The sequence below is a fragment of the Vibrio sp. MarTm2 genome, assembly GCF_027587055.1.
Taxonomy (GTDB): domain Bacteria; phylum Pseudomonadota; class Gammaproteobacteria; order Enterobacterales; family Vibrionaceae; genus Vibrio; species Vibrio sinaloensis_D.
The window spans coordinates 182,642-200,313 of record NZ_JAPPTK010000005.1 but is presented as its reverse complement, the minus strand read 5'-3'; the positions used below and the strand labels follow the sequence as shown (position 1 = coordinate 200,313).

Below are 17,672 nucleotides of genomic sequence, written 5' to 3'. Positions count from 1 at the left end.
TTCATCTATTCAATAAACTGAAAGATGCAAAATAGAGGTTCATAACTCAAATAGTACGTGAACCACATATAACAAGGATAAAGTACATGTCGAAGACAACATCTCCGTCTCAAGATGTGCAAGATATGGTCGCTCAAGCCGATACTGGTGCCCGTTCTCCAAGTGGAATTCCTGGTCGCATCTTATGGTTTGTGCCGCTATGTTGGTCACTGTTCCAACTTTGGTACGCATCTCCTCTGCCGTTCATTTTTGATTTTGGCGTACTTAATGATACTGAAGCGCGTTCTATCCATCTGATGTTCGCCGTTTTCCTAGCCTTCACAGCCTATCCAGCTTTAAAAAACTCGCCACGCGATCGCATTCCCGCTGTGGATTGGGTTTTGGCTTTAGCAGGAAGCTTCGCTGCCGCCTATATCTATCTTTTCTATACCCAACTTGCGGGCCGCTCTGGTGCGCCAACCACCATGGATATTGTGGTTGCCGTGATGGGTATGGTGTTACTCCTTGAAGCGACACGTCGCGCTTTAGGTCCACCTCTTATGGTTGTCGCAGCCGTATTCCTGCTTTACACCTTTGGTGGCCCACACATGCCAGACGTTATCGCGCATAAAGGGGCTAGCCTAAACAAAGCCATGTCTCACCTATGGCTGACGACTGAAGGGGTATTTGGTGTTGCTCTAGGCGTTTCAACCTCTTTCGTTTTCTTGTTTGTACTTTTTGGTGCAATGTTAGAGCGAGCTGGCGCAGGGGCTTACTTCATCAAAGTCGCTTTCTCACTACTTGGTCATATGAAAGGTGGCCCAGCAAAAGCTGCGGTTGTCGCTTCTGGCTTGTCTGGCTTAGTTTCTGGTTCATCAATTGCTAACGTAGTGACAACCGGTACATTTACGATTCCGTTAATGAAAAGAGTTGGCTTCCCAGGCACTAAAGCTGGTGCAGTTGAGGTTGCAGCGTCTACTAACGGCCAGCTAACACCGCCTATCATGGGGGCAGCCGCTTTCCTAATGGTTGAGTATGTGGGCATTTCCTACGTTGAAGTTATCAAAGCCGCTATCTTACCCGCGCTGATTTCGTACATTGCGCTTATTTACATTGTTCACCTCGAAGCATGTAAAGCGGGAATGACGGGGCTACCTCGTCGCCGAGTGCCAACGGTGGTTCAAAGTCTGCTATCGTTTACGGGAACAATACTCGGTCTGTGCGTTATTAGCGCAGTGGTCTACTACGGTGTGGGTTGGACGAAAGATGTGTTTGGCGATGCTGCAACACCAATCGTAACCGTTGCCCTTCTGCTTGCTTATGTTGGACTTGTTAATATTTCAGCAAGATACGCCAAAGAAGGCGCGATCGAGATTGATGCAGAGCTGACCGAAGTTCCCGAGCCAGGTCCGACGATCAAATCTGGTCTGCATTACCTATTACCTATCGTGGTATTGGTTTGGTGTCTAACCGTTGAGCGTTTCTCTCCAGGTCTCTCTGCATTCTGGGCAACGGTATTTATGATCTTCATTTTGATCACCCAACGCCCACTAATGGCAGTGATGTCGAAGCAAGGCTCTATTGCAGAGCAGACCAAGCAAGGCTTCATTGATCTACTAGAAAGCCTAGTGACAGGCGCGCGCAATATGATCGGTATCGGTGTTGCAACTGCAGCGGCGGGTACAGTAGTTGGCGTAGTTACACTAACGGGTATCGGCCTTGTGATGACAGACTTCGTCGAGTTTATCTCTGGTGGTAACATCATTCTGATGCTGCTATTCACCGCGGTGATCAGTTTGATCTTAGGCATGGGCTTACCGACAACAGCAAACTATATTGTCGTATCAACTTTGATGGCTCCTGTCATTGTGACGTTAGGTGCACAAAGTGGCTTGATCATTCCACTGATTGCCGTTCACTTATTCGTCTTCTACTTCGGTATTCTCGCGGATGACACCCCACCAGTCGGTCTTGCTGCCTTTGCCGCAGCGGCGATCGCAAAATCGGATCCTATCCGTACGGGTATCCAAGGTTTTACCTATGATATTCGAACCGCAATCTTGCCATTCATGTTTATCTTCAACACCCAGTTATTGTTGATGGGGATCGACAGTTGGTGGCATTTGATGCTCACGATCATATCTTCGGTTATCGCAATGCTGATATTCTCAGCAGCAACTCAAGGTTGGTGGTTTACGAAGAATAAATGGTGGGAAACCGTTGCACTGCTTGTGCTTACCTTTACCTTCTTCCGCCCTGGTTTCTGGTGGGATCAGATCTACCCTGCAAAAGTACTGCACCCGGGCACTGAAATCGCCGTAATTGCCGAAACTCTGCCCGTTGGTCAAGAAATCGAGTTGTTAGTTGCGGGTGAAAACCTTGAAGGTGATTACATTTCGAAAACGGTTCGTTTGCCGTTTGACGATAACGCAACAACCGCCGATGAGCGTATCTCATCTATGGGTCTGATGCTCAACGATACGAATGGTCGCATGATTGTCGATATGGTTGAGTTTGGTAGCCCTGCAGAATCGGCTGGTGTTGATTTTGATTGGGAGATCCGTTCGGTTGTTGTTGACGCAGACCGACCAATGAAAGAGTGGGTATTTGTGCCTGCACTTCTTATCCTGATTGGTCTAGCAATGAACCAAAGAAGACGAGCTCGTAGGGACGAATTGAGCGCGTAAGTTAATCAGCCCCGCCATTCCAGCGGGGCTATACTTAAGCTAAGGATGCAGTTATTCCGCTCTCATAAGCGATGATAAAGAGAATAATCAATGTATAAGCAAATTCTTGTTCCAGTCGATCTTAATGACAAAGGCTTTTCTGACAAAGCGATCGAGCAAGCTGTCTGGCATGCGAAACACGCGAACGCACAAATTCATTTGTTGAACGTTCTTCCTGGTATCCACATGTCGATGGTTGCCACTTACTTTCCTAAAGATGCCGCGCAAAAAATGCGTTCTGATGTCGAAGAACAGCTCAAAGCGTTTGCCTCTTCGCACATCCCTGAAGAGTTGGTTTACAAGGCGCACGTTGCCGAAGGTAAAGCTTACTCGACCATTCTCGACTACGCAGAAAGGCTTGGTGCCGATTTGATTATTATGCCAAGTCATAAGCGTTCAAAGATTGATAAGGTTGTTCTTGGGTCTGTGGCAAGTAAAGTGGTACAAAACTCTCCTATCAATGTGATGGTGATTAAGCCTCAAGGCTAATCAAAACAACTTCAACAAGGCGCTCAATGAGCGCCTTTTTCATCGTCTTCACCTATCAAACTGATAGAATCAATCAAATTTATTTAATGCGAATAATTCTCAATAATAGTCTTATCGAAACAAACACGATTGGACTATCCGATGAAAAAGACACTCACTTTTGCTGCACTTCACTTTACCATTGCGTTTAGCGTTGCTTATATCCTGACGGGTGACATCTTGCTTGGTAGTCTGATAGCGATGATTGAACCTTCCGTCAACACGGTAGCCTTTTACTTTCATGAGCGAGTGTGGAGCCGCAGTCAATCACTGCAAGCGCTTGCTCGTTCAGCCAAAGTCAAAACCACTAGCTTTGCAGTGGTGCACTTCAGCGTCGCTTTTGGCGTGGTCTACTTACTGACAGGCGATGCATTTGTAGGTGGTGTAATGGCTACTATCGAGCCGACCATTAATACCGTTGCCTACTACTTTCATGAAAAGGTATGGCAACGTAAGCACGCTCAACACCTTGCGTGTTGGCATGGTGCTCACGCCTAGCGGCTACTGAACCTCACAACGGGAAATGAGTAACACACAAGTCTTTACTAAGACCAATGTTGAAGCGCTGGGTCTGGCCATCTAACGTCACTTCCAATAGATAAAGGTCCGCAGGCTTGGGTTGCTTGGTGTCAGCATAAATGGGCGCTTCAACTTGAAACAATGCACTGGTGTGAGTGCTTCGAACATCAATGGGTAAATGGAATGTCATACCATTGAATTTGACTGACGCCGATACAAGGCCTGGAGAATAGGTTTTGTAATGGAGATCAACGAGAAACTCACAGCCACCACCATGATGCCAAATCTGTTCAGTCGAGATATGTTCTAAGCGTACATGACGAATAAACTGCAAATACGGCGTCTTCCACACCCCGATTCGCGAGTCATGTTGTTCAACTTCTTCACCTCGCAATGAGCACAGTTCAGCTCGCTCATCGTCAAACAAAAGGTCTTCCTCTTCTTCCAAAAACAGGATCTCGAAGCGATTGCGACCTTTTTGCATATAAGGACGAATATCCTTTTTGTACTCACTTTGAGTGCCATCACAATCGAACACAGCCACGCCATTCAAACGCACTTCAGCGTGAAAATCGACACCACCGATAACTAAATCTACCGAAGGGAATGCCAGCATCGCTTCATCCACTTCAATATCATGCATTAAATGCCACTCTTGCTCGGCGATTTGTTGCTCTGTCATAGAGTCAGGAAGCTTATCGCTGAGCGGCGCGGGAAAGGTAATATCATCTTGAGGGATAGAGAGATCGGTCAGCGGTGAGATTTGCCAAAGGCCGGCGAGAGAGAGCTGCATAAAAGAGTGTACCAGTCAAAAATTGCGCTAGATCAAATTAGAGCTGATTATAGTCAAGGCAATAAAAGAAAGATACAAAAATGCCAGCCTCAGAGGCTGGCATTTGTAACACATTTCGCGAATTACTCTTCGTCATCTTCTTCAGGGTACAAGGCATCTTCGCCTTCGTAGTAAGTACCCCAACCGTCGTAAATGATGTCGTACTTTTCCGCTAGATGAATCAGTTTTTCTACTTGAGCATCAATCGCTTCGGCATCAAGCGCAGACTCCATGGTCGCATCGCAACACAATAGCTTGTTGCCATCTTCATCTTCCGTTTCTTCCGCTTCTAACACTTCAAAACCCATTTTGAATGCTTCAACCACGGCTTTTTCTAGCGTATCAAAATCTTCAGCGAATAAGTGGTGTTCAATTTCATACAACGCGTCTGGATCACTGCCATCTTCTCTTAAGGCTTGGATGATGTCGCGAGTCTCTTCCTTTTGAATCTCAATTAATTCTTCGACTGATAGATATTCATCTTCATGAGACATAAATAGTGCTCCAGATAGTGACAAAAATGATCATAATTTAACGCAACGGACTATCGCATGGATCCACCGAAATTACTACCTAGAATACACTGAGATCCTGATCTTTCTGCGCGGATTATCCTTGCCCCTAAAACGATCAAGCTCACAACCTGACTCATTTAACAATTTTTTATCAAATTGACGATTTAGAACTTTCTTTTGTGATGCTCGGAGGTTCCCACCACAACATTCTGCGTTTTTATTTTTTTCTACTGCATATTGTGAAGCAAAGCAATATTGCATAAAAAATGACTTTGGTGCGCCGCTTTAGCCTTAAGGTGAATAGCTATGCCGTAATGCGCCATGAACTACGCATCGTTAGACTCTTTTTATCGAATAGGGAATCACTCCAAGGCAAAGCCACAAAACTCATCCAAATGAAATTTAATCAAGAAAATAACACCATAAACAAAGCATAAAACCAAGAAAGCCATATAAGTTAGTTTTAAAGACCAAGTTGAATGCTTGCATATTGATAACAACCTTGTCATAAATACTGGTTGGAACATAGTGTAAGGATACAAAATGAGTAAGCTGTATGTAGGCTCTGAAGTTGGCCAATTGCGACGTGTATTGCTAAATCGTCCAGAGCGAGCATTGACTCACTTAACGCCCTCTAACTGCCATGAACTGCTGTTTGATGATGTGCTTGCAGTGGAAGCTGCGGGGGAAGAGCACGATAAGTTTGCCCAAACCCTCACCGAGCAAGGCGTTGAAGTTCTGCTTCTCCACAACCTACTTGTTGAGACCTTAGCGGTTTCAGAAGCCAAAACATGGCTACTCAACACGCAGATATCAGATCTACGCTACGGCCCTATCTTTGCCCGAGACCTGCGTAGTTACTTATCCGATCTGGATAACGAACACTTAGCAACAGTGCTGCTCGGTGGTTTAGCCTATTCTGAACTTCCTATTAAATCTGCGTCGATGCTGCCTAAAATGCATCGCCCTCTCGATTTTGTCATCGAACCGCTACCTAACCATCTATTTACTCGAGACACGTCATGCTGGGTGTACGGCGGTGTATCACTTAACCCTATGATGAAGCCAGCTCGTCAACGTGAGACCAATCACTTACGCGCGATTTATCGCTGGCACCCTGTGTTCGCAGGCCAAGATTTCATTAAGTACTTTGGCGATGAAGATCTCCATTATGACAACGCCAACATTGAAGGCGGTGACGTGTTGGTAATCGGTAAAGAGTCAGTGCTGATTGGGATGTCAGAGCGTACAACAGCACAAGGGGTTGAAAACTTAGCCGCCAATCTGTTCAAACACGGTCAGGCAAAAGAGGTGATCGCGATTGATCTACCCAAGCATCGCTCGTGTATGCACCTTGATACTGTGATGACGCACATGGACATTGACACCTTCTCTGTCTACCCAGAAATCATGCGAAAAGACTTGGACACTTGGCGCTTAACGGCCAAAGATGATGGTGACATGAAGGTTGAGCAAGTACCAAGTTACATTCATGCAATTGAAGAAGCGCTCGAAGTCGATTACCTCAAGATCATTACCACTGGTGGTGATAGCTACGAAGCAGAGCGAGAGCAGTGGAACGATGCGAACAACGTTCTTACGGTCAAGCCAGGAGTCGTCATTGGCTATGAACGTAATGTTTATACCAACGAGAAGTATGACAAAGCGGGCATCGAAGTTCTCACCATTCCTGGTAATGAACTTGGCCGCGGCCGAGGTGGTGCTCGTTGTATGAGTTGCCCAATCGAACGCGATGGCATCTAGGGTCAATCACAACGCAAAAAATAAGAGTTGATGCATTCACATCAACCCTTTTTGTTTTTATAGCGAGCCTTATAGCCGACTTACTCTGTGCCGCCTACGGTTAGAGAGTCTAGTTTCAAGGTTGGCTGACCGACACCAACCGGAACACTTTGACCTGCTTTACCACACACGCCAACACCGCGATCGATGCTCAGATCATTACCCACCATAGAGACTTGCTGCATCGCTTCAATACCCGAACCGATCAATGTGGCGCCTTTAACTGGGCGTGTAATTTTGCCATCTTCAATTAAGTAGGCTTCAGACGCTGAGAAAACAAACTTACCCGAGGTGATATCCACTTGGCCGCCGCCAAAATTCGGCGCGTAAAGCCCTTTCTTGACGGTTGAAATGATCTCTTCTGGAGTATGCTGTCCTGGTAGCATGTAGGTGTTGGTCATACGTGGCATCGGTAGGTGAGCATAAGACTCACGACGACCGTTACCCGTTGGATTAACACCCATCAGGCGCGCGTTGAGTTTGTCTTGCATGTACCCTTTGAGTACACCATTTTCGATCAACGTATTGTATTGACCGACAACCCCTTCGTCATCGACGTTGAGCGAGCCACGTAGATCTTTTAGCGTGCCATCATCAACAATCGTACAAAGCTCAGAGGTGACCTTTTCACCCACCTTACCACTGAATACCGACGACTCTTTGCGATTGAAGTCACCTTCTAAACCATGGCCAACGGCTTCATGCAAAAGGACTCCTGGCCAACCAGAACCAAGAACGACAGGCATTGCACCAGCGGGCGCCGCTTCTGCTTCAAGATTCACAAGCGCCATTCTAATCGCTTCATCCGCAAACTGATACGCAACTTGGCTACCTTGCGATTCGGATAAGAAGAAGTCGTAGCCAAAACGACCACCACCGCCAGAACTGCCTCGCTCTCGACGTTCTCCTCGCTGAGCGAGCACGCTAATAGATAAACGAACCAATGGACGCACATCTCCCGCGTAAGTACCGTCTGTCGCGGCCACCAGCATTTGCTCGTGCACGCCACTTAAACTGATCGACACTTCTTTGATCAATGGTTCCTTGGTTCGGATGTAGGCATCCAGCTCTTTAAGTAGCTTAGTTTTTTGCTCTTTTTGCCAGCTTTCCAGAGGGTTAACGGCGCCGTAAACGGTTTGGTTATCCGTGCGTTTAAACGCCTGAACTTGACCATTTTGACCTTGTTGGGCAATACCACGAGCCGCAATAGCGCTTTGCTTCAACCCATCTAACTGAATCTGATCAGAGTAAGCGAACCCTGTTTTCTCACCGGTTACCGCTCGAACCCCAACACCACAATCAATGTTGAAAGAACCGTCTTTAATAATGCTGTCTTCCAGTACCAGAGACTCGTGCCAGCTTGACTGGAAATAGATGTCTGCGTAGTCGATCTGACGCGTTGCTATACTCGCAAGGGTATCCGCTACATCTTGCTCGGTCAGACCTGCTGCACCTAGCAACGCATCCTCTACATGATTAATTGTCATACTTCGCTCTTATACTTTTAATTGATTGTGAAATCGTGAGTGCTGTAGCACTGGCATCGTCGTTCTTAGCTCTTCTACTTGAGCAAGTTCAACATCCACCACAAGATTTTGAGGCTGATTCGTAAGGCTTGCAACCACGTCACCCCAAGGGGAAATGACCATGGAGTGCCCCCACGTTTCTCGGCCACACGGGTGAACACCGCATTGATTGACTGCCACGATCCAGCTTTGGCTCTCTATGGCGCGCGCTCTGAGCAATGCTTCCCAATGCGCCTCCCCAGTCACCGCTGTAAACGCGGCAGGAACCAGCATCATATTGGCACCTCGCTGCGCCAGTTCATTGTACAGCTGCGGGAACCGGACATCATAACAGATTGTAAGACCTAGATGACCGATAGGTGTTGGCAATGAAACAATGTGTGACCCAGGAGTAAAGGTTTCTGATTCACGGTAACGGCTGTGACCATCAGCAACGTCGACGTCAAACATGTGCAGCTTGTCGTAGTGAGTAACGCACTCTCCATTCGGGTCAAACACCAGTGTTGTTGTCGTCACACCTTGGGCACGCTTAATCGGCATGCTTCCAATCACCAGCCAGATGCGATGCTGCTCGGCCAGTTGAGAGAAACGCTGCTGAGCAATACCCTCTCCCATGATTTCTGCACTGTGGTGATAATCCAATCGACCACCAAATACGACACAGTTTTCAGGTGTGATGATGAGTGACGCTTCTGCATCAGCCAGCACCGCAACTTGAGTGGCTATATACTCCAAGTTACGAGTGACGTCGGGCCCCGAGGTCATCTGAATTAAACCGACTCTTTCCATGAGTACTCTTCCTATTCCAAGGATTCTCGTAATTTTTCGGGTAACGCAAACTCGCCTTTGCTACGCGAAAGCTCTTTGACCACTGGCGAATCTAACGGCCCTTTAACTTCGTAGTTCACTTGGGTGAATACCTCGACCACCGGTGAGATAACCGTGGTTATCGCCAGCACATACAGCGCTGTTTGCGGGGTGACTGCAAAGGCGGTAAGCACTGGAATCCCTGATGTGATATCTGGAACGAAGTTGACTTCAGCATCAACGGTTTGACTGTTTAAGTTGGCAAGACCACGAATCGTCATCTCCCCCGCCACCGCATCCATTTTAATGTCATTCGTTAGGAACACCCCATTTTTAATCTGACCACTGCCCGTAATGGAGTTAAACGCCATACCGTTGTCAAAAACGTCGGTAAAATCGAGCTGCATCTTTCGAATGATCGAATCGAGGCTGAACAATCCAAGTAATCTTGCCGCCCCGCTGACATCGGAGATCATCCCTTTGCCCAGTCGCGTGTTCACATCGCCTTGGAGAGATTCCACTTTCATCGACCAAGGCGCCCCATCCCACTCGACGTTCGAACTTATGTCGAATGGTGCGCGCTGAATACCAGAAGAGACACCAAAACGTTCCATCACATCGCTGTTATTCTCGCCCGATATTTGAATGTTTAACTGCGTATGGCTGCGAGTGTCGTCGAGCGTCCAACGACCGCTCATTTCCGCTTTGTTCGTCCCACTCTCAAAAGAGAGCTTTTTCCATTCGATCGAATCGCCTTGGCGCTGAACATCCATATGGGTTTTGCCCACTTTATACCCTTGCAACCAAAAGTCATCGATGGTCAATGTAATATTAGGCAAGAGTTCATGGAAACTCCGGTCAAACTCACTGATTAATGGTAAATCTTTTGCTTCAGGTTGAAACAACGATTTGTCTTTATATTCGGTGTCCAAGGCTGGAATATAAAGATGCAGTCGGTCAAGTGCGACGGAAAGATCATAAGGCGCTAAGTAGCTTGCCTCACCGGATGCCTCTTGGCTTTCAAGGTTCATGTACCAGCCAAGTCCCTTTTTCTTTGCAGAGAAATCGACGTCGTTCCACTCAATGCCCGCCAAGGTCATCTCTTTGGTATTTATCTCAATACGTTGCGGCTTTGGAATTTCAGGCGTGTTCATGTCGCTGATTGCCGATTGAGCGACAGGCTCAGGCGTGTTCATAAACTCAATCCAACCGTCGAGATCGAAGTGATTGGTCCTAACTTGAGCATGATGACCCGCAACAGGGCTGATTTTAAAACTCCCCTTACCAAGCACCAAGTTGGTCGCTCTTAAGACCGGAGTATCAGGGCGAATATCAATCTCAGCTTGATACTTTAAGTTAGGCAATTGTAGACGCGCGGTAATGCTTTCTTGGTTACCCGATGCCTGCAACCTAGCTTTACCCGACAGCTGAGTTGGCTTGTTAAGTGGGTATGGGTAGTCGCTAGCAATCCAACGTAAATCCGCCGTTGTGTCGATTTGGTAGGTAAAACCGACGTCGTTAAGCTGAATGTCGACGCCCATTCGCCATGGCGCGTGACCTTGTAAAGGATCGGTCCATTTTCTACCAATGTACGGGCCAATCGGTTTGATGTCCCAATCGCCTACCACATCAATATCGACACCATAACCTTGAGCGACATTTTCACCGCTAAAGTCGATGGCTATGTCTTGTTCGAGCAGTTGTGCAGAGAGACCAGCCGCTTTGACCACATCATTATCAAACTCGATACGTCCACTCACATTTGAAAGGCTCATTGGCGGGGCGTCTATTTCAACATGATTACCAGCAAGATCGGCGTAACCCCATGCTCTTGCCTCTTGGTCGGTGTCAAACGGGATCTTAAGCTGAAAGCTCGATGTAACTGGACCTTGAACTTGAATCGCGGTTAGCGCAGCGCCCACCGAGTCAACCAATGGAGTCGTGTTCATATAGTCACGAACGGCGTTACCCTGAGCAACAGCACTCGCTTCAATTTCAATGTGCCCGCCCTCGGCTAACTCTGGAATGCGACCGGTAATTCGACTCGCTTTCACATCCTGAAGCGTTGCGCTGCTTGAATCCAAATACATCGCATCATTTTGGAAAAGGAGGTCCAATTGCAAGTCAGTGATCGGCGGCCAAGCCGTGTCAAAACTAAATTTCGCGTCTTTTAACCCCACCCAAGCTTGGAACATACCGTCATTGTTTTTATAGGGGAAATTCGCCAGCTCGCCATACCAAAGCAACTTGGCGGTATCCACTTTACCCGCTTGGATTGCAGTCGAAAGGTAGTCAGTGAGATCTTGTCCTAACGCCAACGTTGGCAGGTAACGCCAAGTCTCCCCCGCATTGTAAAGATCGGCTTCAGCGTAGAATGAAAGAAATGGACTGCGCTCTTTAGGAAAGTCGAGTCGAAACGCGCCCAAGACCTGCAAATCGGGGGTGGCAGCGGTGACTTTATCTGCCCACAGACGCCAGCCTGAATTGTCTTGTTGCCAAACGATATCCACTTCGCCCTGCTTAATATTCAGCGGCGCTTGAAAGACGTCACCGTATGGCAAGGTGTCATCAATTAGATTTAACTTCGCACGCGCTTGGTTAAGATTGCCGCTCACGGAAGCTGAGAGATGATGTAAGCCTGGCAGCAGATCCCACTGAGACATCGAGCCATTGGACAGTTCCGCCGAGTATCTGAGACTATCGAGATCTGCGCCCATTGAAATACGCACATCTTCAATCAGCCCACCAATAGCCAAGGTTTCTAACAGTTTGGTCGTTTGAACGGATTCTGGCGCAAGCTTAACGAACGGCGTGATCGCGGCGATATCCAACTGTGAAATGTTTAATCGCCACTGCTGTGGCTGCCAATCGAACGCCATGTCCAGTTCTGGCCATGGAATATCGTCGGTGCGAAGCTCTAGTGAGTGAGCATTTACTTGCCAACCTTCATTTGTCGGTTCTAGCTCAAACACGCCCGATTCAATCATCAAATCATGGCGCTGACCTTCTTGCCAAATCAGCTCTGACGCTTCTAGTTCTAGATAAGCGCCAACGGGTTTGGAGTGTCGTAACGTGAGCCAGCTATTAAAACTCAGCTGGCCTTTTTCGATCCCGGTTTCTGTCTTCAGGTATTTGGTCAACCAAGGCGTAACCAAGACATTTTGCGCCGATAAATAAAACTCTCCACTCACATCACTGAGCGATCCATAGTCGACGAAATTCGCTTTGACTTTGGCTGAGTTAATACTGCTATCAGCAAAGCTCACTTCACCATCAGCAAGGTGATGACGGCCATTATTTTGCCAACGCAGCTTAGCGATCTCTAACTGACGCTCTGTGCCATCAACCCCTTGAAAGAGAATGCTCGAATCAAGCAGAGAAAAATCATCCATTTGCCTTAGCAGCAATGAATCGAGCTGCTCAACCACATTCTTTTGTGACCCTTTCGGTTCTAGAACCGTTTTGTCGTCGTCATTTTTTACCGTTTCAATTGAGGTGATATCGAGGACAAGTTGATGGATGATCAGATCGGCAACAACAGGTTGGCGCCGAACGAGAGACTGGAAAAGGTCTAATTCAACTTCAACCCGATTGGCACTAAAGGCAATCCCGCTGCTTTTTGGGGTGTGCACTTCTACGCCTTGCAACGAAATAGAAGGGTGCGTATTGCGCCAAAAACCATTGATTTCAGCAATTTCGAGATCAAACCCCGTACTGTCGCTGACCCAGTTTTTTATCGGTTCTTGGAAATGGTTAAGTTGAGGTAACGTAATACGCAAAGCCGTCACCGTGATAGCGAGTAACACTAGCACTGTGACGACTACCCATAATACAAACCTTGCTAAACGCGTTGTTGCTGAGCTCACATACAACCTTTACATCATAACGACGTCAAACTGCTCTTGAATATACAAAGGCTCAGCTTGAATCTTAACTTGCTTACCAATAAATACTTCCAGCTCAGCAAGAGCATGTGACTCTTCGCCATGGAGAGTATCCGCAACAGCCGGGGAAGCGTAAACAACAAATTTATCTGCGTCGTAGGCTCGGTTCACTCGAGTGATTTCACGTAGAATTTCGTAGCAAACCGTCTCTACCGTCTTCACGCTTCCACGCCCTTCACAAGTTGGACACGTAGAGCAAAGGATATGTTCAATACTTTCACGTGTGCGCTTGCGCGTCATCTCGACGAGACCAAGCTGAGTAAAACCGTTAATATTGGTTTTGACGCGGTCTTTATCTAATGCGGCTTCTAATGAAGTAAGTACACGCTTACGGTGTTCATCTGAGGCCATATCAATAAAGTCGATAATGATGATGCCGCCAAGGTTGCGCAAACGCAGTTGGCGAGCGATCGCCTGAGTGGCTTCGACATTGGTGTTAAAGATGGTCTCTTCTAAATTACGACGGCCAACAAAAGCCCCAGTGTTGATATCAACCGTGGTCATCGCTTCGGTCTGATCGATAATCAGATAGCCTCCCGACTTGAGCTCCACTTTGCGATCAAGAGAACGCTGGATCTCATTTTCGGTGTCGTACATATCGAAGATAGGCTTATCCCCTTCGTACAGCTCCAGCTTTTCTGTCAGCTCGGGAACGTATTCGGAGGTGAACTCTTTGAGGTTCTCGAACTCTTGGCGCGAGTCGACCAAGATTTTGGTTAATTCGGTACCAACGAAATCACGCAAGATACGTTGTGATAAACCAAGTTCTCCGTACAAGGTTGAGCGGTTTTTATACTTAGCTTTCCGCTCCATCACTTTCGACCACAAGCGCTTTAAGAAGGCAGCATCTTGAGAGAGCTCTTTATCTAACGCCCCTTCTGCTGCAGTGCGAATGATAAAGCCGCCATTTTCATCGCAGTAATGACCCACAACCTTCTTTAAGCGATGACGCTCATCTTCACTTTCAATTCGCTGTGACACCCCAACGTGGCTGGCTCCCGGCATAAACACCAAATAACGGGAAGGTAGGGTAATATCGGTCGTTAAACGCGCGCCTTTGGTGCCGAGCGGATCTTTGACAACTTGGACAACGATGTCCTGCCCTTGGCGAACAAGCTCAGAAATATCGCGGACTTGAAACTGCTGCTTTTCGTTTTCCGCGACGCACTCGGTGTGCGGGACAATATCGGACGCGTGCAAAAATGCCGCTTTCTCTAGACCAATATCGACAAACGCGGCTTGCATTCCGGGCAATACCCGACTCACTTTACCTTTGTAAATGTTTCCAACAATGCCACGTTTGGCTTCACGTTCAACATGGATTTCTTGTAGGGTTCCCCCTTCAATCATGGCCACTCGAGTCTCACTCGGGGTCACGTTGATCAGCAACTCTGCACTCATGAGCGCACCTCAATGTAAATTATAAAAATTTCTGCAGTAGCTGGTCAGTTTCAAATAATGGAAGCCCTACCACAGCGTGGTAACTGCCTTCGATACGGGTAACAAAACGCCCACCAATTCCTTGAATTCCATAACTGCCAGCTTTGTCGCACGGCTCACCTGTTTGCCAATATTGTTCTATTTCGTTCTCTGACAGGGTTTTGAACCATACGTCGGTCGATACAACGACCGTTTCTTGTTGTTCTTGACTCACGACGCTGACTGCGGTCATCACTTGATGCTCTCGGCCAGACAGCATCATCAGCATCTGTTTGGCATCTGCTAAGTTTAGAGGCTTTTCCAAAACTTTTTCGTCGCAGACAACGATCGTATCCGATCCCAGCACCACTGCATCAGAGTGAAGCGTTAATGCCGCCACCGCTTTGTCTTTTGAAAGTCGCGCAACGTATTGCTGCGCGGTTTCACTCTCTTGCTGTGACTCTTCGACGTTAGTCACCACAATGGTAAAGGGGTAACCGAGTTGGCCTAATAGTTCTTTACGACGCGGCGATCCTGACGCCAAAATAAGTAATTTGTTCATCGCTACCTCACATGCCAATGACGGCGAACACGACGCATGAGTAAGAACATCCACGGCCACAAAATGCAGTTAATCAATCCGCTCCATAAAGACACTGGATTGAAGGTGACATCTTGAATTAAGTATTCACCAAAGAAAATTAACACGTCGAGCAGCATGGAAAAGAGACCAATTAAGATCGCTTGCTGCCACAAAGCCATGTTTCGAATAACCAAAAAATTCAATGCGACTAGGTAGATAACGACCGACATCATCATACCTCGAATGCCTAATGTGGAACCCAGCAAAAGATCCCAAAGCAATCCGAGAATCAAGGCACTACCAACATTTACTCGATGAGGCAACGCCAGTACCCAGTAGCAAGTCACGAGTAATAACCAAGATGGGCGAATCAGATCTAACGTTCCTGGCCACGGGATGGTTTGCAAGGTCAGTGCAATCAGGAACGAACAGAGAATGACCAAGCGCCCTTTAAAGATACTATTCGCCATCCGAGACTACCTCTTGCATATTTTCCGGCGCAGCCTGTTGAATTTTTTCCTGACGCAAATCACTTGGCCAAATCAAAAGCAAATAACGTAAGCGTTCAAAATCAACCACGGGCTCCGCTTCAATCAGGGCAAACTCACGAGCGTTATCTCGCTCAACATTCGCCACATGGGCAACGGGATAACCTTCAGGGTACACCCCTCCCAAACCAGAAGTTAGAAGCAAATCGCCTTCTTGAATATCCAAACTGATCGGAATGTGATCCAAGTTAATACGCTCCATATTGCCACTACCGGAAGCGATCACTCGGATATCATTGCGGATCACCTGTACAGGGATCGCACTCAAACTGTCGGTCAGTAGTAACACGCGGCTGTTGTGAGCAGAGACAAAGGTCACTTGTCCAACAATACCTTTTTCATTGGCCACTGGCTGGCCAACGTAAACACCATCAATCTGACCTTTATCGATCACGACTTGATGGCGATAAGGGGAAGTATCAACGGCCATCACTTCAGTCACCACTTTGCGTTCGTCACGAACAAAAGAGGAACCTAGCAGCTTTCTGAGACGTTGATTTTCTTCTCGATATTGATCAAGAAGAAGGAGATCATTTTTGAGGCGCAATACTTCTCGTTTTAGCGTGAGATTACTTTCTACAAAGTTTTGGCGAACATTGAATCGCTCGTAAACGCCGTCAAACATCACACGAGGGACATCAGCTAAATACTGTATTGGCGCAACCATGCTATTAAGAAAGTAGCGTACTTGAGCAAACGCACCTAAACGACTATCAGCCAGCATAAGGCTGGCTGATAAAACAACGGCAAAAAACAGACGTAATTGAAGTGAAGGTCCTCGGCCAAAAATAGGCTTCATTGAATATGAGTTCCTTATTTCTATGACCCTAGTTTGTCACTAGGTACTACGATTATTCTTCGCTAAATAGATCGCCACCATGCATGTCGATCATTTCTAAAGCTTTACCACCACCACGAGCGACACAGGTAAGTGGATCTTCAGCAATCACAACTGGGATGCCGGTTTCTTCAGTCAGTAAACGGTCTAGATCTTTTAGTAGTGCACCGCCACCAGTCAACACCATACCATTTTCTGAAATATCTGATGCAAGTTCAGGTGGACATTGCTCTAGAGCAACCATAACCGCAGAGACAATACCTGTTAAAGGCTCTTGCAGTGCTTCAAGAATTTCATTCGAGTTCAGGCTAAAGCTACGTGGCACACCTTCTGCTAAGTTACGACCACGCACTTCGATTTCTTCAACTTCATCACCTGGATAAGCTGAACCGATTTCATGTTTGATCTTCTCGGCTGTCGCTTCACCAATCAAGCTGCCGTAGTTACGACGAACGTAGTTGATGATCGCTTCATCAAAACGGTCACCACCGATGCGTACTGACGACGAGTAAACCACACCGTTTAGTGAGATTACCGCAACCTCTGTCGTACCGCCGCCGATATCGACAACCATTGAACCTGTTGGTTCAGATACGCGCAAGCCAGCACCAATTGCCGCCGCCATTGGTTCATCAATCAAGTACACTTCACGCGCGCCAGCACCGAGTGCGGATTCACGAATTGCACGACGTTCAACTTGAGTCGAACCACAAGGCACACACACCAGTACGCGCGGGCTTGGTTTTAGCACGCTGTTATCGTGTACCTGTTTAATGAAATGCTGCAGCATTTTTTCTGTCACGTAGAAGTCAGCGATTACGCCATCTTTCATTGGACGGATAGCAGAAATGTTACCTGGCGTTCGGCCCAGCATTTGCTTTGCTGCATGACCTACCGCAGCAACGCTTTTACCCGCACGGTTGCGGTCTTGGCGGATGGCAACCACTGAAGGCTCGTCAAGAACAATGCCCTGTCCTTTAACGTAGATAAGAGTATTGGCAGTACCTAAATCGATAGATAGGTCATTTGAAAATATGCCACGAAGTTTTTTGAACATATTCTTCGCTCGTCCTGAAAGAATTATAAGATAGAAAATTGCACTAAA

At 47.2% G+C, this 17,672-nt stretch carries 14 protein-coding genes; 4 read left to right on the top strand and 10 right to left on the bottom strand.

Annotated features, from left to right (window positions below):
- The first annotated feature begins 86 nt into the window (after positions 1–86).
- The 3 genes from OH458_RS12785 to OH458_RS12775 all read left to right on the top strand — a co-directional run bounded on the left by OH458_RS12785 (position 87) and on the right by OH458_RS12775 (position 3,731).
- Entirely contained in the window at positions 87–2,666 is a 2,580-nt protein-coding gene (locus tag OH458_RS12785; RefSeq protein WP_269978605.1) for a TRAP transporter permease, read from the top strand.
- Between the two features lie 90 nt (positions 2,667–2,756).
- Positions 2,757–3,194 (top strand): universal stress protein, encoded by a 438-nt coding sequence (locus OH458_RS12780; RefSeq protein WP_269978604.1) that lies wholly within the window; start codon positions 2,757–2,759, stop codon positions 3,192–3,194.
- 141 nt (positions 3,195–3,335) lie between these two features.
- Positions 3,336–3,731 (top strand): DUF2061 domain-containing protein, encoded by a 396-nt coding sequence (locus tag OH458_RS12775; RefSeq protein ID WP_269978603.1) that lies wholly within the window; start codon positions 3,336–3,338, stop codon positions 3,729–3,731.
- A 13-nt stretch (positions 3,732–3,744) separates the two neighbouring features.
- On the opposite strand, the gene OH458_RS12770 is transcribed toward OH458_RS12775, so the two are convergent.
- Both OH458_RS12770 and rraB read right to left on the bottom strand, forming a co-directional pair.
- Positions 3,745–4,545: a glycosyl hydrolase 2 galactose-binding domain-containing protein gene (locus OH458_RS12770; protein ID WP_269978602.1), complete on the bottom strand. Its 801-nt coding sequence runs from the start codon at positions 4,543–4,545 to the stop codon at positions 3,745–3,747.
- A 122-nt stretch (positions 4,546–4,667) separates the two neighbouring features.
- Positions 4,668–5,078: a ribonuclease E inhibitor RraB gene (rraB, locus tag OH458_RS12765; RefSeq protein WP_005472754.1), complete on the bottom strand. Its 411-nt coding sequence runs from the start codon at positions 5,076–5,078 to the stop codon at positions 4,668–4,670.
- A gap of 564 nt (positions 5,079–5,642) precedes the next feature.
- Between rraB and arcA the strand changes: the two genes are divergently transcribed.
- A complete protein-coding gene (gene arcA, locus OH458_RS12760; RefSeq protein ID WP_269978601.1) occupies positions 5,643–6,863 on the top strand; it encodes an arginine deiminase in 1,221 nt (406 codons plus the stop codon).
- A gap of 80 nt (positions 6,864–6,943) precedes the next feature.
- Here the strand turns inward: arcA and tldD are convergent, their stop codons facing one another.
- Genes tldD through OH458_RS12720 form a run of 8 tightly spaced genes read right to left on the bottom strand, consistent with a single transcriptional unit; the run spans position 6,944 to position 17,624 of the window.
- On the bottom strand, positions 6,944–8,389 hold the full coding sequence (gene tldD / locus OH458_RS12755) for a metalloprotease TldD (protein WP_038216272.1): 1,446 nt from the start codon (positions 8,387–8,389) through the stop codon (positions 6,944–6,946).
- Positions 8,390–8,398: 9 nt separating this feature from the next.
- Complete coding sequence (locus tag OH458_RS12750; RefSeq protein WP_269978600.1) at positions 8,399–9,217, bottom strand: carbon-nitrogen hydrolase family protein; 819 nt, start codon at positions 9,215–9,217, stop codon at positions 8,399–8,401.
- Positions 9,218–9,228: 11 nt separating this feature from the next.
- Positions 9,229–13,101: a YhdP family protein gene (locus tag OH458_RS12745; protein ID WP_269978599.1), complete on the bottom strand. Its 3,873-nt coding sequence runs from the start codon at positions 13,099–13,101 to the stop codon at positions 9,229–9,231.
- Between the two features lie 9 nt (positions 13,102–13,110).
- On the bottom strand, positions 13,111–14,580 hold the full coding sequence (rng, locus tag OH458_RS12740; RefSeq protein WP_005472701.1) for a ribonuclease G: 1,470 nt from the start codon (positions 14,578–14,580) through the stop codon (positions 13,111–13,113).
- Positions 14,581–14,599: 19 nt separating this feature from the next.
- Complete coding sequence (locus tag OH458_RS12735) at positions 14,600–15,160, bottom strand: Maf family protein (RefSeq protein ID WP_269978598.1); 561 nt, start codon at positions 15,158–15,160, stop codon at positions 14,600–14,602.
- Positions 15,161–15,162: 2 nt separating this feature from the next.
- Positions 15,163–15,651 carry a rod shape-determining protein MreD gene (gene mreD / locus OH458_RS12730; protein WP_005472647.1) on the bottom strand — a complete coding sequence of 163 codons (489 nt, stop codon included), beginning with the start codon at positions 15,649–15,651 and terminating at the stop codon, positions 15,163–15,165.
- A complete protein-coding gene (gene mreC, locus OH458_RS12725; protein ID WP_005472635.1) occupies positions 15,641–16,528 on the bottom strand; it encodes a rod shape-determining protein MreC in 888 nt (295 codons plus the stop codon). The genes mreD and mreC overlap by 11 nt, the downstream gene beginning before the upstream one ends.
- A gap of 52 nt (positions 16,529–16,580) precedes the next feature.
- Positions 16,581–17,624 carry a rod shape-determining protein gene (locus OH458_RS12720; RefSeq protein ID WP_004747218.1) on the bottom strand — a complete coding sequence of 348 codons (1,044 nt, stop codon included), beginning with the start codon at positions 17,622–17,624 and terminating at the stop codon, positions 16,581–16,583.
- Positions 17,625–17,672: the final 48 nt, after the last annotated feature.

Coding starts and splice junctions, on each gene's coding strand:
- mreD (WP_005472647.1), bottom strand. CDS start 15,651: ATGGCGAATAGTATCTTTAAAGGGCGCTTGGTCATTCTCTGTTCGTTC.
- arcA (WP_269978601.1), top strand. CDS start 5,643: ATGAGTAAGCTGTATGTAGGCTCTGAAGTTGGCCAATTGCGACGTGTA.
- OH458_RS12770 (WP_269978602.1), bottom strand. CDS start 4,545: ATGCAGCTCTCTCTCGCCGGCCTTTGGCAAATCTCACCGCTGACCGAT.
- OH458_RS12750 (WP_269978600.1), bottom strand. CDS start 9,217: ATGGAAAGAGTCGGTTTAATTCAGATGACCTCGGGGCCCGACGTCACT.
- OH458_RS12720 (WP_004747218.1), bottom strand. CDS start 17,624: ATGTTCAAAAAACTTCGTGGCATATTTTCAAATGACCTATCTATCGAT.
- mreC (WP_005472635.1), bottom strand. CDS start 16,528: ATGAAGCCTATTTTTGGCCGAGGACCTTCACTTCAATTACGTCTGTTT.
- OH458_RS12735 (WP_269978598.1), bottom strand. CDS start 15,160: ATGAACAAATTACTTATTTTGGCGTCAGGATCGCCGCGTCGTAAAGAA.
- rng (WP_005472701.1), bottom strand. CDS start 14,580: ATGAGTGCAGAGTTGCTGATCAACGTGACCCCGAGTGAGACTCGAGTG.
- OH458_RS12780 (WP_269978604.1), top strand. CDS start 2,757: ATGTATAAGCAAATTCTTGTTCCAGTCGATCTTAATGACAAAGGCTTT.
- rraB (WP_005472754.1), bottom strand. CDS start 5,078: ATGTCTCATGAAGATGAATATCTATCAGTCGAAGAATTAATTGAGATT.
- OH458_RS12775 (WP_269978603.1), top strand. CDS start 3,336: ATGAAAAAGACACTCACTTTTGCTGCACTTCACTTTACCATTGCGTTT.
- OH458_RS12785 (WP_269978605.1), top strand. CDS start 87: ATGTCGAAGACAACATCTCCGTCTCAAGATGTGCAAGATATGGTCGCT.
- tldD (WP_038216272.1), bottom strand. CDS start 8,389: ATGACAATTAATCATGTAGAGGATGCGTTGCTAGGTGCAGCAGGTCTG.